This is a genomic window from Psychrobacter cibarius (genome assembly GCF_904845955.1).
Lineage (GTDB): Bacteria > Pseudomonadota > Gammaproteobacteria > Pseudomonadales > Moraxellaceae > Psychrobacter > Psychrobacter cibarius_B.
Genome location: NZ_CAJGYX010000002.1, coordinates 380,172 through 395,644, shown reverse-complemented (window position 1 = coordinate 395,644; position 15,473 = coordinate 380,172). Strand labels below are relative to the sequence as shown.

At 43.4% G+C, this 15,473-nt stretch carries 14 protein-coding genes; 4 read left to right on the top strand and 10 right to left on the bottom strand.

Annotation, left to right across the window (positions count from 1 at the left end):
• Positions 1-395 precede the first annotated feature (395 nt).
• The gene (locus JMV76_RS05150; RefSeq protein ID WP_201501876.1) at positions 396-890 is read left to right on the top strand and encodes a pyridoxamine 5'-phosphate oxidase family protein; all 495 of its coding nucleotides are present in this window, start codon (positions 396-398) and stop codon (positions 888-890) included.
• A gap of 100 nt (positions 891-990) precedes the next feature.
• On the opposite strand, the gene JMV76_RS05145 is transcribed toward JMV76_RS05150, so the two are convergent.
• The 7 genes from JMV76_RS05145 to acs all read right to left on the bottom strand — a co-directional run bounded on the left by JMV76_RS05145 (position 991) and on the right by acs (position 8,358).
• Complete coding sequence (locus tag JMV76_RS05145; protein ID WP_201501875.1) at positions 991-1,764, bottom strand: hypothetical protein; 774 nt, start codon at positions 1,762-1,764, stop codon at positions 991-993.
• A gap of 485 nt (positions 1,765-2,249) precedes the next feature.
• Positions 2,250-2,921 (bottom strand): CDP-diacylglycerol--glycerol-3-phosphate 3-phosphatidyltransferase, encoded by a 672-nt coding sequence (gene pgsA / locus JMV76_RS05140; protein WP_045443785.1) that lies wholly within the window; start codon positions 2,919-2,921, stop codon positions 2,250-2,252.
• 788 nt (positions 2,922-3,709) lie between these two features.
• On the bottom strand, positions 3,710-3,946 hold the full coding sequence (locus JMV76_RS05135; RefSeq protein WP_227678999.1) for a hypothetical protein: 237 nt from the start codon (positions 3,944-3,946) through the stop codon (positions 3,710-3,712).
• 132 nt (positions 3,947-4,078) lie between these two features.
• Complete coding sequence (locus tag JMV76_RS05130) at positions 4,079-4,330, bottom strand: hypothetical protein (RefSeq protein ID WP_045452621.1); 252 nt, start codon at positions 4,328-4,330, stop codon at positions 4,079-4,081.
• Positions 4,331-4,463: 133 nt separating this feature from the next.
• A complete protein-coding gene (locus JMV76_RS05125; protein WP_055123559.1) occupies positions 4,464-4,892 on the bottom strand; it encodes an MgtC/SapB family protein in 429 nt (142 codons plus the stop codon).
• An 80-nt stretch (positions 4,893-4,972) separates the two neighbouring features.
• On the bottom strand, positions 4,973-6,166 hold the full coding sequence (locus tag JMV76_RS05120; RefSeq protein ID WP_201501874.1) for an NAD(P)/FAD-dependent oxidoreductase: 1,194 nt from the start codon (positions 6,164-6,166) through the stop codon (positions 4,973-4,975).
• A 230-nt stretch (positions 6,167-6,396) separates the two neighbouring features.
• A complete protein-coding gene (acs, locus tag JMV76_RS05115) occupies positions 6,397-8,358 on the bottom strand; it encodes an acetate--CoA ligase (protein ID WP_201501873.1) in 1,962 nt (653 codons plus the stop codon).
• Between the two features lie 190 nt (positions 8,359-8,548).
• On the opposite strand from acs, the gene JMV76_RS15055 reads away from it, so the two are divergent.
• The 3 genes from JMV76_RS15055 to JMV76_RS05105 all read left to right on the top strand — a co-directional run bounded on the left by JMV76_RS15055 (position 8,549) and on the right by JMV76_RS05105 (position 11,472).
• Positions 8,549-8,677 carry a hypothetical protein gene (locus JMV76_RS15055; protein WP_265090274.1) on the top strand — a complete coding sequence of 43 codons (129 nt, stop codon included), beginning with the start codon at positions 8,549-8,551 and terminating at the stop codon, positions 8,675-8,677.
• Positions 8,678-8,917: 240 nt separating this feature from the next.
• Positions 8,918-10,234, top strand: coding sequence for an NAD(P)/FAD-dependent oxidoreductase (locus JMV76_RS05110; protein WP_201501872.1), 1,317 nt, complete (start codon positions 8,918-8,920; stop codon positions 10,232-10,234).
• 269 nt (positions 10,235-10,503) lie between these two features.
• The gene (locus tag JMV76_RS05105; RefSeq protein WP_201501871.1) at positions 10,504-11,472 is read left to right on the top strand and encodes a pirin family protein; all 969 of its coding nucleotides are present in this window, start codon (positions 10,504-10,506) and stop codon (positions 11,470-11,472) included.
• Positions 11,473-11,610: 138 nt separating this feature from the next.
• Here JMV76_RS05105 and JMV76_RS05100 read toward each other — a convergent pair whose 3' ends face one another.
• From JMV76_RS05100 to trpB, 3 genes are all read right to left on the bottom strand, one after another.
• Entirely contained in the window at positions 11,611-12,714 is a 1,104-nt protein-coding gene (locus JMV76_RS05100; protein WP_201501870.1) for an alkene reductase, read from the bottom strand.
• Between the two features lie 340 nt (positions 12,715-13,054).
• On the bottom strand, positions 13,055-13,957 hold the full coding sequence (locus JMV76_RS05095) for a DMT family transporter (RefSeq protein ID WP_201501869.1): 903 nt from the start codon (positions 13,955-13,957) through the stop codon (positions 13,055-13,057).
• Positions 13,958-14,175: 218 nt separating this feature from the next.
• The gene (gene trpB / locus JMV76_RS05090; protein WP_201501868.1) at positions 14,176-15,402 is read right to left on the bottom strand and encodes a tryptophan synthase subunit beta; all 1,227 of its coding nucleotides are present in this window, start codon (positions 15,400-15,402) and stop codon (positions 14,176-14,178) included.
• Positions 15,403-15,473: the final 71 nt, after the last annotated feature.

The following is a 15,473-nucleotide window of genomic DNA, read 5'->3' as shown; positions in this document are numbered from 1 at the left end:
GGTATTATAACAAGAAGCCCTGTAATAAGCAGGTCAAAACCAAGATAAATTGCTGATGGTTGCTATTCAATAATAGTGAAATTTTTGCCATCGTTGAAACCCTTGTTACTTTTACAACATGCTACTTTCACAATAGAAACTTAACAGCGATATCGTCACAATTTTTACCTAAAGCTTATAGTCCTTACAAACCCTCACATCGCCTTACGGGCAACCTATATAAACACAAGTTCACAACTCGGTATTCTAGTTTCAGTTGTTAAGGCGACGATTGTTTTTCTCAATTCATCTGGTTTTCGATATTTGAAAAACGCTTAGCTTGAATAAAAACTACTATAAACAATCAACTATTTAATCACTACGACTTAATCAAAATAAAGAAAGGGAAATTTACTATGAGTAGACAAGACCATATCAATAAAGTGCAAGAATTAGTAAAAGACATCAAGTTTGCCATGATGACAACTCGTACCCACGAAGGCCATTTGCATGCCTGCCCAATGACAACGAGCGAGACGAGCCTCGGTGCAAAAGAGATTTGGTTCATCGGTGACAAGAGTACCGAAACCGTCAGCGACATTGAGAAAGACCGGCAAGTAAACTTGGCTTATGTCAGTCAAGATGCCAAAAATTATGTCTCAATTAATGGTAAAGCGGAACTGGTCGAAGACCAAGAGAAATTAGACGAGCTATGGTCGCCGATTTACAATGCATTCTATGAGCAAGGTAAAGATGATCCAAATGTACAGCTGATCAAAGTCGTACCACATGGCGCAGAGTACTGGCTCAGTGGTAGTTCGGTCGTCAATATGTTTAAGATGACCACTGCTGCCGTAATGGACGGCAAAAAAGCGACCAATCTGGGTGAAAATAACTCAGTCACGTTATAAGTTATCTAAACCAGAAATAGCAAAATTAAAAACGCCAGTGGCTAATGCGACTGGCGTTTCTTTATGCGTTATCTATATATAAGTTATCTATTGATAGGCATTACTGCGGTGGTTTCGCATAACCATTGTCTGCTGGATACGCTTGCGGTTGCTTAGATTTAGGTCTAGTAGGATCATATAAGCCATAGATGACTGTACCTATTACACCTGTGTTATTGATAGAGCCTAAGCTGGTATTAGCAGCATAAGCACTCGCGGGCTTGCTAAATATAAAGGAAGCCACTGAGCTTTGGCTCTTACGGAAGCCTTCAATCACCAAATTATCATGTGGGTTTAGCACATATCCACTGTCATAGCGACTGGCAGCACTGCCATTGAGGACATTTATTCCATCGACACTAGCGACGATTTCATAAGTGTTATCGCTGTTATTATGATACACCAAGCGGTAGGCCTGACCCGCTTGACCTTGCACGTAATAATTGCCCGAGTCTCGATAGATCGATAACGTATCTGTGTCGGTTTCCATCGAAAAATCCACCTTGCCCGCCAGTAGTGACATGCTATTAACCGCACGTCCATTATAAGATTTATCAGCATAACGGACTTGCATCTGCTCGATAGGCTCACTGCTCGTACGGCGCAGATCAACAGTCGTCACTTCTGAATTAACGTCATCACCCCATTTTGTGCCCAAACGCTCCGATTCTGCCGCGTCCTGAGTGGAACGTTCTGCAGTAGCGTCTATTTGAATAGATTTTTCTCGCTGAATGGTTGAGGTGGACTCTTCCTGCATGTTTGAGCCAGAAGAACACCCCGTTAATAATGCCAACAATAATACGGCAATGCCCGACTGTGCCTGATATGATGTCATGCTTATTTCCTTATTTGAATGCCGTTTCATGATAGCTCGATCAACTTTCTTGTATTTTGTTCAGGGTCTGTTGAACATTCAAATGTGGTACTGGCAGTCATTATTTTTTAGACAATATGCAGTGAAATTTTTGATGCCTAGTCATTCTAGGTTAAACAATTTCGCCATATATTGGCAAAAAAGAGTATTGCCCTGAAAGGCTGATGCTAAAATCACCCCAAACGTTGTTGCAAGCCTAGCTAAGGTCTCGACATTATCGTCGGTTTGCGCCTAGTTTGGTGCAATTTTAACAATCAGCAGCCCTAATATTTGAATGTTCAACAGACCCTAATAATTTCGAGTATATATCAACCATACAAACAATGTCTAAGGCAAATAGGCAACATCAGCCGTATTTCAAACAGACCATAAAAAACGCCAGCGGCTAATGCGACTGGCGTTTTTTGTGGTCTATGTTGTTTGTTGACCATATCTGCGTTATATATTTACCCGCTTTGCTTTAGGTACGGCCAAGCCGCTTTGAGATAAATCATCATCGACCATAGTGTCAAAATAACAGCAGCAACCATCAGCACATAACCGATCGTTTCGAGCGACTCCCAGTTTAATAAAAGTACCGTAATAGCCACCATTTGAAACGTCGTTTTTAGCTTGCCGACATATGACACTGCCACACTGGTACTTTTGCCCAGCTCTGCCATCCATTCACGCAGCGCTGATACCGCAATTTCACGCGAGATAATCACAATCGCGGCGATTGCCATAATAATATTGGGATGCCATTGCACCAAGATAATAAGCGCCGCTGCCACCATTAACTTATCAGCGACAGGGTCTAAAAAACGACCGAAGGCTGACATAACATTAAGCTTACGGGCAAAATATCCATCAAGCCAATCAGTAATCGCTGCAATAATAAAAACGCTAGTCAAAAGTAAATGGCGTAACAAGCTATCACTAAATTCGCTCATACCGACCCGCGCAATCACATTGTCTGAGATGGCAGGCATGCCAATTCCCATAGCAGGTGGCCAATAAGCAATCGCGACAAATAGCGGAATCATTAAAATCCGCGCGATAGTAAGGTTATTAGGCAAATTAAAAATACTCTTGGTATTTTGCGGCTCCTGCGTATGCAAATGCGTATTCTCAGTCATGGCAAACCCAGTTTTATATAGACGTATTAATGGTAGATAGCTTAGCATTTTTCACGCAGGTCGTCATGCCATCTCTTTAGCTATTCAGTTATCGATATAGTCAGTTGCATTTAAAAACAGTCGGTTGAATTTAAAAATAGTACAAGGCAACCGAATGTAGATGTATCTTTAATACTTCAAGCGAGGTTAACGCAGTAATATTTTTATAGTGGAATGACTATTAAAATTAATCAATCTTTCATATATAACTACAAAACTTTGATACGTATTTATCAATGTCAGATATGACACGACTAAAAGACTCATCTACTGGAGATGCAATACGACGTTAATTTTCTCTCTTATAAGCTCTAAACGTAATGTCATGTAACCAAAATAGCCAAACCGCTGCTAATTGCGCTATGATAGCGATTCTAATAAAAACACTTGTATACTTAAATATGTAAGTAAATATATGCAGTTATTGAATTAATCACCACCACCCTAATATTAGTTAATATAGAAACACTCATAATAACAATAGGTCACAACCACTGCCTCTGTAGCTCCTTTACACGATCAGTTTTCCTCGGCCCACAGCTCCTCCTCTGTGGGCTCTTTTTTTGCCTGTAATTCATGCTTAATTAAAGGTTTGTCATATATAAGTATGACTATCTGCAAAAATCTGTATCGTTTGAGCAATAATCTAAAAAGCGGCATATTGCTTACAAGGAAAAACCCACCATAAGGTGGGTTTTTATAATACAAACAATGAATCGGCGATGGCTTAATAACACAAAGAAAGATATTCAGAGCTTTACATCACTCAGTGTCATCGCAGTTATCTTAATTGGCACAGCGAATAGCCACGCAGTACCAGCAGTACAATAGAATCTGTCGTTATGATAAGAAACGATTTGGGCAGTAAAATCGTTTGAATCTTGATCACACATAGCTTCTTCATCACTATTATCATCTACCGCACACCATATCTCATGGCAGCCATGCTCAAGCATTACACGAGTCAGCTCACTTCCTCTAAGCACTATATTCACCTCTAACTTCGTACTATTTTGTATATTATGTTATACGAATATAACTGTTTCTTAGCAATTTGGACAGCTTTATTTTCAATTAAAGTATTACAAATTAATACACAAATTTTCAGTTATAAGCGGCTATAGATTTATATCATCATAAAAAAGTTCTACTTTTTTTACTGGTATGGCGCATTGCCATTCAACGCCTTCTTTACAGGAGAATTTATCATTTTCAAAAGAAATAATGTGCCTTAGCAAATCATATTCAGCGCTATCGATACTAGCCATCGCTTGCTCGTCGCTCTCATTACTGACCGCGCATAAAACCTGCTTATCCCCTCGTGCTAGCATGGCACAAGTCAGCCCACTTCCTCTCAATCTGGTACTCATAAACTATCCTTTATTTTCAACAATTTATAGATTTCTTGCTATATCATATAGATATAGAGATACTATATAGTATTGATTTATAGTCTCTTTAGTATTTAAGTGTATATGCACATTAACTCATCTCATCCATCGCTTAGTGTTTTTTAACTTTAAAGGGCTCTGAAAATTGCAAAATCAAAAAACCAACGACCGATAATATAATGGCAATCTCATAACGACCGTAAGCCACCGAAATACCGATGGCACCCGTATTCCATAAGCTCGCTGCCGTGGCAGTGCCCTTTGAGCCTTTTTCATTTTTAAAAATCGCCCCACCACCGATAAATCCCATACCTGTGATGATGGCATACATGATTCTCGCTTCACCAGTAGCATCATAAATATCCATACCAACCAACATAAACGCGCATGACGCAATGGTTACCAGTGGAAACGTCCTTAACCCCGCGCCGTTGTCTTTCATCTCACGATTAAGGGCAATCGGTAATGACAATATAAAGGCGATGCCCAACTGGAAAAAATGATAGCCCATCAGCTCTAAATCTATATCGAATCCAAACATCGTTATCACCTTGTCATATTAAGAAAACACCCTTAAAGTCCAGTTTCGGATAGCGTCAGTCGCTAAGTAAACTTTCGCCATTATTTTGCTTTGTTGATTGCCTCAACCGTCTGTTGCGCCATTTGATAGCAACTTTCGATATTGCCTTGTCCGCACCAATCACCACTGACAATCCATTGATGAGACTCATCTATCAAGATGCCTAATGCTTCTTTATCACTATCAGAAACAGTGGCGGCATAGCGCCAACGATGGCAATCTATTTGGCTAGGAGCATGGTCATCGTTCCAATTCAATGACTGCTTGGCAGCTGTTAATAACTGCGCTTTGATCGTCTCCATATCGTCATCGACATGCTGCTCTGACCAGTCGTTGCGCGCATGAATAGTGACACTGGGTAGCAGGTCATCGCGAGCAGGTTTTTGGTGCTCGATAAATATTCTATCGAGTATAGAGTGATTGAGATAAGCCACATCCCAGCGTGGCTCTGCTTGAGCGCTTAACATTTTTGGTAATGTATCAAAATTATCCCAACCCAGCATCAGTGTATAACACGCCAGCATTTTTGGCTCAGAAATCTTGGCTTGCTCAGCAAAGCCGCTCTCTGCCATTAGCTCTATGGTCTGACCATTTGGCGCGGTACATATCACCCAGTCAAAGTGACCTAGACTCGCGCCAGTCTCGTCAAATAGCTCAGTTTTTTTATCAACCTTTCCCGCTATAGACCTGTCATATTGAGCCAATGGCGCAACGCGGGTTTTAAATTTTATGGTGCTGTACTGCAACTCATCAGCCAGTGTACGTCCCCAACTGGTCATTTTTGGTGTACTGATATAGCGGGCTTGCGTGGTGTTCCATTGCTCCTTACTCTGAATATCGGGCGCTTGGATATCAAGCGATTGAGTATCATGATTCGCTGGTGTTAAATTGATCACCTGCGCGCACCATGGCTGTAGCAATCCCGTCTCTAACCAAGGCGTAATGAATTGCTTAAAACTTGCCGTCTTAGCCGTAAAAAACTGTGCTCCAAATGCCCATTGCCAGTTTTTGCCAGTGTGGCTATCAGTACGATATCGAGTGGCTAAACGCCCTACGCTACGTGACTTTTCAAAGACAATAATTTGCGGTAAGGATGTTTTCGCACTATCTTGTGCTATGTTTTGAGCAAAGGCGCGCTCTAATAATGTAGCGGTAAATAGCCCCGTCAAACCACCACCAATGATAGCGATTTTTGGTGATTGGGTAGCGACAGCGGGCAAAGAGTGATTGGTCATAATGACAGCAGGCCTCATATAATGTTTGATAAAAAAGGGAGTGATAATAGTAGGAATGTTTTAGATAATGTGGTTATCGTTAGATAAGATGGTTATAGAAAGTATTGAACCTTTAAAGTTTGTTGATATCAATATCGTCTGCGTAAAAAAGCCATGCTAGTTTTCATAACATGACTTTTCTGAACGCTAATCATCTATTTACTGAACGTGCTTTTAATCGATAATTTAGCCTACTCTCCTCGCGCAGCTTTGACTACCTCAACCAGCTGATTAATCACCGAGCTATCCGCAAGAGTAGACAAATCACCCAAACCAACATACTGACCTGCTGCAAGATTACGTAAAATACGGCGCATGATTTTGCCCGAGCGGGTTTTGGGTAGCGCCTCAACGATATGAATAGCATCCAAATTGGCAATCGGACCAATCTCAGCGCGAACATGTCGATTCAGCTCAGCCTTTAGCGCTTCTGTCTCTTTTTCACCCGATTTTAGAATAATAAAGGCACAAACGCCCATGCCGCGAATCTCGTGCGGCATCCCAACAATGGCGGCCTCCGCTGTCGCAGGATGCGCGACCACGGCGCTCTCAATTTCTGCTGTTCCCAGACGATGACCTGCGACATTAAGCACATCATCGACGCGACCTGTGATCCAGTAATGTCCATCTTCGTCACGCTGCGCCCCATCACCAGTGAAATAATAACCGGGATACTCACTAAAGTACGTCTGTAAAAAACGCTCATGGTCATTATAAATAGTACGCATTTGCCCCGGCCAACTGCTGTTAATTGCTAGGTTTCCTTCAGCAGAGCCTTCTAGCATAGTACCGTCACTATCAACAATCTCTGGCTTGATACCGTACAAAGGATTCATCGCTGCACCCGGCTTGAGGGCGACCGTGCCTGGTATCGGTGCCATGAGGATGCCACCTGTCTCAGTTTGCCACCAAGTATCTACAATCGGACACTTGCCACCGCCGACGACATGATAATACCAATCCCATGCTTCTGGATTGATCGGCTCGCCGACTGTTCCGAGTAGCCGCAAACTTGAACGATCAGACTCCCGCACAAAGACATCGCCCTCCTTCATCATCGCTCGAATCGCCGTCGGTGCAGTGTACAGAATGGTCACATCGTGCTTATCGATAATATGACCGATGCGTGCCCATGTGGGATATTCTGGTACGCCCTCGAACATCACCGTCGTCGTACCGTTGGCAAGCGGTGCGTAGGTTGCATAGGTATGACCTGTGATCCAGCCTACGTCCGCAGTACACCAGTAGACGTCATCGTCTTTAATATCGAACACATCTCGAAAAGTAGAGAGAGCATAGGTGATATAGCCGCCCGTGGTATGCAGCACACCTTTAGGTTTGCCAGTAGAGCCAGAGGTATACAATAAAAATAGCGGGTCTTCGGCATTCATGACTTCTGGCTCGCAATGTTCTGACTCGCCATCGACCAAGTTATGATACCAAACATCACGGCGACCACTCATCGGTACAGAATTACCCGTACGATGAACGACGATGACGTTGGTCACGCTATCAGTGCCATCCATATCTAGTGCCCGATCGACATTGGCTTTGAGCGGCGTATGCTTATTACCACGTAAGCCTTCATCAGCCGTAATGATGATTTTTGAGCGACTGTCTATTAGACGATTGCCCAAGCTCTCAGCAGAAAAGCCACCAAAGACCACGGAATGTACAGCGCCAATACGTGTACATGCCAGCATCGCTATCATTGCTTCAGGTATCATCGGCATATATAAGGTCACGCGATCGCCTTTTTTGACCCCAAGCTTACGCATAGAATTACCCAAGCGACAGACCGCTTGATGTAGCTCTTTAAAGGAGATGATTTTGTGCAGTGAAGGGTGATCGCCCTCCCAAATAATGGCAGGCTTGTAAGGATTTTTTTTGACATGTCGGTCGAGACAATTGACAGAGATATTCAACTCGCCGTCCTCAAACCATTTTATGCGAAAATCATCCAAATCATAGTTAACGTTGCTGATTTTGGTCGGTTTTTTTATCCAATCGATCAGCTCGGCACGCTTCGCCCAAAAAGCATTATTAGCCTGAGGTGATTCGATAGATTTTTCATAGTCTTCGCGGTATTGTTCAGCGGTAGTATTGGCAGCAGCGATAAATTCGGCTGCAATGGGGAATGATTTTTGAGTCATCGTATTTGTCCTTTTTAATTATTATGACCTGCACGCATAACGGTCGAAAACGACTGCCTGTACAGGTGATAAGGGTCATCTTCCATAATGTGTGACACTCATGGTTAGTTTGACAAATAAGCAGAACGGTTGCAAGGTATCAAAAGCCATTCATAACAATATGCCTATATAGCGGTATACTTGCTCACCCATGATAAAATTTATTGACGAGGTGTGGTTTTGCATCTACTCGCTATTGGTATTGGTATTGGTATTGGTATTGGTATTGGTATTGGTATTGGTATTGGCCAATTTAAAACATGTTTTGATTTTGGCATAAACTTTTATTTTGGTATAAATAAAGGCATCACCGTCCAGATATCAGATAACGATATGACATTTAATCCTTGTAACCTTGTATGAAATATGGACAATAGCTACACGCGAGATACGACGCCAAAATACACCCTTCACCAAACCCTCTTATTGACCTGCTGCTATAAAGATAAGCAATCGGCGTTGTTGATTCGATGACGGATTTGGTGGCTGGTTTTTAAACCTATTATTTTATGAGACTACCATGAGCAATCTGCGCAATGCATCACAATACACCCACTATGATGTCATCATCATCGGCGCTGGCGCGTCAGGGCTATACTGTGCGCTCACAGCGGGTCGCCGTGGTCGCCGCGTACTGGTATTAGACCATGCCAATAAAGCGGGCAAAAAAATCCTCATGTCAGGTGGTGGACGCTGCAACTTTACCAATTATTATGTGGAGCCTGAGCACTTTATCGGTGCCAATCAACATTTCTGTAAATCCGCGCTCAGTCGTTATCCCAGCTGGGAATTTATTGGTATGGTGGCAGCACATAAGATCCCTTACCATGAGCGCGAACATGGTCAGCTATTTTGTGATGATTCAGCGCAAGATATTTTGACCATGCTCCTCGCGGAATGTACGGCAGCTGGTGTACAAGTAAAGCTAAATGCGCAGATTGACAGTGTGCAAGCTATCGAAAACGGCAAGAACGCCAAATTTGAATTACTGACCAGCAAGCAGCTTAGCAAAAAAGAAAAGCAAGAGAGAAAAGAATCCGCCAATCAAACCAAACTGCCGCAAACAGGCTACCGCTGTGAGTCACTCGTGGTCGCCACGGGCGGACTGTCTATTCCAACGATGGGAGCCAGTGGTTTGGGATATGAATTGGCGCAGCAATTTGGGCACACGCTGATTGCAACCGATGCCAGCTTAGTGCCTTTTACCTTTACGGATAAAACGGGTGAGCTGATCCGATCTTTGGCTGGTATTAGTTTGCCAGTCATCGCTAGCAATGAGCGCATCTCTTTTAAATTGCCTATGTTGTTTACCCATCGCGGACTGTCAGGCCCTGCTATGCTACAACTATCAAACTATTGGCACACTGGCGAGACCATTAGTATCAACCTGCTGCCAAATATCGACATGACAGCGCTGCTCCTTGCGCACAAAAAATCGCACCCAAAGCAACTGATTCGGACGGTCGTCGCGGATTATACCGATAGTGGCGATGACAGTAATAAGCTACCAAAAAAGCTGCTTGCCGCGCTACAAACGCACCTTTGGGACGATATCAAAGACACCGAACTTGCCAATATTAAAGATGAGCGGCTGACGGAGCTTGGCGCGACTTTGAATGGTTGGCAGCTCAAACCCTCTGGTACAGAAGGCTATCGTACCGCTGAGGTGACTCGCGGTGGCGTAAAAACTGATGAAGTCTCCTCAAAGACCATGCAAAGTAACATGCAGGAGGGCTTATACTTTATCGGTGAAGTGCTGGATGTTACTGGTTGGCTTGGCGGTTATAACTTCCAATGGGCATGGGCCAGTGGCTTTGTGTGCGGTGAAGTGGTTTAACCTCATTTAATCATAACGATTTGGCATTGCTTAATCATAAACAGTGCTTATCAGCAGTGTTTACAGACAGCACTTATAAACAGTGCCATGGCTAAACGCCCACCACGCCCTAATGAGATACCCCTATTTTTATTCTACTTAAGTTGCCTTTTATCTATATTAGCCCTTGATAAATTATTAAAATAAACACAATATAGGTAGCTATAAATGTAGCGTAACTTAACAGAACTTTTTTATTAAAAAATACGTTTTGTCTGACGAGGTAATAAATGCGTCCTATTAAAAATATTCATGGTGATAAAGCGCCGCACTGGGTAGGTGACGGTTTTTATGTAAAGACCTTAATCAACCATCTTGACGACAACCCTCATTTTAATTATAGCCATACCGACCCTTTTTTATTATTCGATTATGGCAAACCAACGACCTTTCATCCGAACCCCAATTATAAAACACAGCCGCATGGAGTCGGACAGCATCCACACAAAGGCTTTGAAACCGTCACTATCGCCTACGAAGGTGAAATCAGTCATGCCGATTCAGTGGGCGGGCAAGGGATTATTCAAAAAGGCGATGTGCAATGGACGACCGCAGGTCGTGGCATCATGCACGAAGAGTTTCATTCCGAGGCTTTCGGTCAACGCGGTGGGGTCTTTAGTATGGTGCAACTGTGGGTTAACTTGCCAAGTGCGCACAAACTGACCGACCCAAACTATCAAAGCATCAAACGGGCAGATCTGCCTATCGTTGAGTTGATCGACAGCAGCAACCCTGACCACCAAACGACGATTGGTAAGGCGGCTATCATTGCTGGTGTGTGGCAAGAAATAACAGGCGCGGCAAATACCTTTACTCCGATTAACTTATGGGATATTGAACTGCATACTGCGGGCGCGACGACGCTAAAAGTGCCCAACACCCACAATACGCTACTGCTGGTACAAGAAGGTGAGCTACTGGTCAATGGTACGTCAGTCAGTGCTGGCAATTTGATTCAATTTGATGCGCCAACTCAGCACCGCACTGATGGGCAAGCTCAGCAAACACTGGCTACTGATAACATTGAGCTGCATTATCCTGCTACCGAAAATGGCGAGCAAGCACCAGTCAAGCTTTTACTATTGAGCGGCGAACCTATCGGCGAACCAGTCGCAGGTTATGGACCCTTTGTAATGAACACCCAAGAAGAGCTCCGCCAAACGTTTCGGGATTACCAAACGGGCAACTTTGTTAAATAGTTAAAATACAGGCATCAAAAAGCCACCTGACGGTCTGCGTCAGGTGGCTTTTTATTATGTGCTTATGTATCGGCTAACGCTGAGGGTGTTTTTAACACACCTTAAGGTTAGCTAATTATAAGGGCAGCTGATTATCCATTATGCTTGGTTAAGGAATGGATAATCGGTATAGCCTTCATTGCCACCACCATAAAAACTCTCTGGGTGCTGCTCATTGAGCGCCGCCCCTTCTCGGATACGCTCAACCAAATCAGGATTGGCGATATAATCACGGCCAAAAGCAACCGCATCGATATAGCCTTCCTTGATATTTTTCTCCGCTTTTTCAGCAGTATAGCCACCAGCAGCAATAATCATATTATCAAAAGCATCACGGACACGCTGACGGAATGCATCACTATAAGGCGTACCACCTGCCCAATCAGGCTCAGAGATATGCAAATACATCAGACCACGCTTGTTGATCTGTTCAACTAGCCAGATGTTTTCGTCTTCGTTGTAGCCTGCTTCTACATTGTTAAACGTGCCAAGTGGCGAGATACGAATACCCACATGATCAGCATCCCACGCATCAACACAAGCATCGATAACATCAAGAGTCAGACGCGCACGATTCTCACGGCTACCGCCATACTCATCATCACGCTGGTTGGTTTGCTCAACCCAAAACTGATGTAATAGATAACCGTGTGCACCATGAATCTCTACCCCATCAAAGCCTGCTTCTTTAGCATTTTTGGTCGCTTGGGCAAAATCAGCGATGACTTGCTTAATCTCATCAAGTGTCGCTGGACGTGGCGTAGTCGCTTCAACGCGAATGGCGTGATTATTGCTATCACGCAATGACGTACGCACACCGACATGCACATCAGACGCTGAAATCGGCGCTTTGCCATCAGGCTGCACGCTTTCATGCGCAACCAATCCTGTATGCCATAACTGCACCACAATCTTGCCACCTTTGGCATGGACATTGTCAACGATGGTTTTCCACGCAGTGATTTGATCTTGGGTATGGATACCCGGCGCGCCAGCATAGCCTTTTGCCTGAAAAGATACCTGCGTCGCTTCAGTAATAACAAGCCCAGCGCTCGCACGCTGTGAATAATACTCTCCAGCAAGTGCCGTAGGTACATCACCAGGTTCAACAGAACGCAGACGTGTCAACGGTGCCATGATGATGCGGTTTTTTAGGGTTTGCGTACCCATTTTTACGGGTTCAAATAAATTATCGTGTGCCATAAAAAGCCTTATTTGTTGTTATAAAACCATAATGATTGGTTTGTTATTAATGAATAAATAGCGCGCTCGTTTTTTAATACGCTATTTATAATCCGTAGTCTTTATAGGGGGCAAACGTGATAATTCCAAGGAAAAATGACCAATAAAAATATCAATATGGCATGATATCGGTATTGATAATACTCATTATTCAACGCCTCTTATTAGCCTATTAAGCGAATGGCTTTAATCATTTAAAAACATAAATAGCAAAATAATTTATTCATCAATAACCTGTACTCATAACCTTTCAGTTAAAAGTCTACTTGGAGAGTGTTGAACGATGACCCAATCGAGATTTTTACAACTTGAGCATCTTTTTAATGGACAACTCTAAAGACAAGTAAGTGCCAAACAATATCACCATCGAGCCGATAATCGCTGGCGTGTCTAACGCTTCGCCAAGTAGCAGATAGCCAAAAATAATGGCAAAAATTGGAATCACTAAGGTAATACTGGTTGCGCGCATAGGACCAATACTTTTTATCAATTGATTCATAAAAATCAAGGCAATGGCGGTTGAAAATACGCCAATACAAATGACAGAAACCCAAGCAGTAAGGCTAATGCTTTTACCATACGGGAATTCATAGACTGCTATCGGCAGCATGATAATACTGGCAATGATGAGCGAACCTGCGGTAATAGCGACTGGTGAGACATTGTATAAGTAGTTTCTGGTGATATTGGCACCGACGGCATAACCGACACAGGCCAGTAACGCATAGCCCATTGGCAGCAACCCTGAACTTGACTCAGCGCTCTGCCCGCTACCGCCAAATAAGTTTTCACTCATCAAAATAATCACACCGATAACACCGATGACTAAACCGAGAATTTGTGTTCTTGACAGTCTGTCTTTAAAAAAGGTACTGGCGATGAAACCGCTCATCATCGGCACAGATGCATTAAGTACCGCCAACACCCCTGCATTTACCGAGCGCGCTGAAAAGGCAAACAGGATAAAGGGAATAGCCGCAGAAAATAATCCAACCAGCGTCAACACTTTCCAATTATCCCGTATACCCTCTCTGTTTTTTGGGCTGATCAAAACAAAAACCAGCATGGTCAGCCCAGCCAAGACCACACGAAGGCTGGCAAAAGCTAACGAGCCAAATTCAGGCACGCCGATACGATAAAAAATAAAAGACAGCGACCACATAAAAGATAAGGTGATAAAAATAATGAGGTCGCGGTTAGACATGGGGTGATCCTATCAAGCGTTAGACGATTGCTCCTTACTTATAAAATGGCTATTTATGAACTTCTCGTTATGAAATGATTGTTATCAATAAATTCATCATAAAAGCGCAGTTATAAAAGGCTCAGTCGTAAAAAGTATCGTGTGATAAAAAAACCTCGATGATAACTTTTTAATTGCTCGATTGATGTTGTATTTTCTGTATTTATCGCTGATTTCTTCTACAAATTTACTTTATCCAAAATAAAGTCAATATCCTTATCGCCGCGACCTGACAAATTGACCAAAATCGTCTCATCCGCTGACATATCCTTGGCGATTTTCATCGCATAAGCGATGGCATGTGCCGACTCTAAGGCAGGAATAATACCCTCAAGGCGCGACAATGCCATAAACGCTTCTAGACATTCAGCATCAGTTGCCGACTCATAAGTAGCCAGTTTTAAATCTCGCAGATGCGAGTGCTGTGGTCCAACCCCAGGATAATCAAGACCGGAGGCAATCGAATGTACGGGAGCTGGCTCGCCTTTTTCATCGAGCAGCACGTAACATTTAAAACCATGAATCTCACCTTTCACGCCCAGTGACATCGTTGCGGCATGATTAGGAGTATCCAAGCCTTCACCTGCAGGTTCCACGCCGATTTTTTGTACCTCTGCATCATCAAAAAAGCCGCTAAACATACCAATAGCATTAGAGCCGCCGCCAATACAAGCAACCACTTTATTAGGTAGCTTACCCGTCGTCGCTAAGAACTGCGCCCGCGCTTCATGTCCGACCACTGACTGAAAATAGCTGACCATTTCAGGATAGGGCGCAGGTCCCAGTGCCGAGCCAATCGCAAACATACTGCTATCAAGCTCATTCAAATAAGTCTCAAAGGCGCTATCGACCGCTTCTTTTAGCGTACCCGCGCCACGCGAGACTGGTACGATATTGGCACCCAAAATCTTCATACGACTGACGTTTGGATGCTCCTTTTTAATATCGACCACACCCATGTGAATCTCACACTCTAAGCCCATCAATGCCGCTGCCGTTGCCAACGCTACGCCATGTTGCCCCGCACCCGTCTCGGCAATCACCTTTTTTTTGCCTAATTTTTTGGCTAATAACACTTCACCCAAACAGTGATTAATCTTGTGCGCGCCCGTATGATTTAAATCTTCACGCTTAAAATAAATCTGCGCGCCGCCGCAATGCTCGGTCAAACGCTGCGCATGATAAATAGGACTTGGACGACCAACATAGGTCTCACGCAAGCGCTTCATCTCAGCGATAAAATCGTCATTTTTAATGATTTCACGAAAGCCTACTTCGATTTCTGCCATGGCTTTGGCAAGCTCAGGATGACCAATTTTGCCACCGAACTCGCCATATAAACCATCGTTATTCGGTAGTATTGATTGATGTAAACCGTAGCCAGCTGCTGTATTTTGCGTTGTCATAGTTAAGCCTTGTTATTTTAAATGGAGTATTAGTATTGGCATTTTTGCCGAATTATTTAGCATTTTTAGTA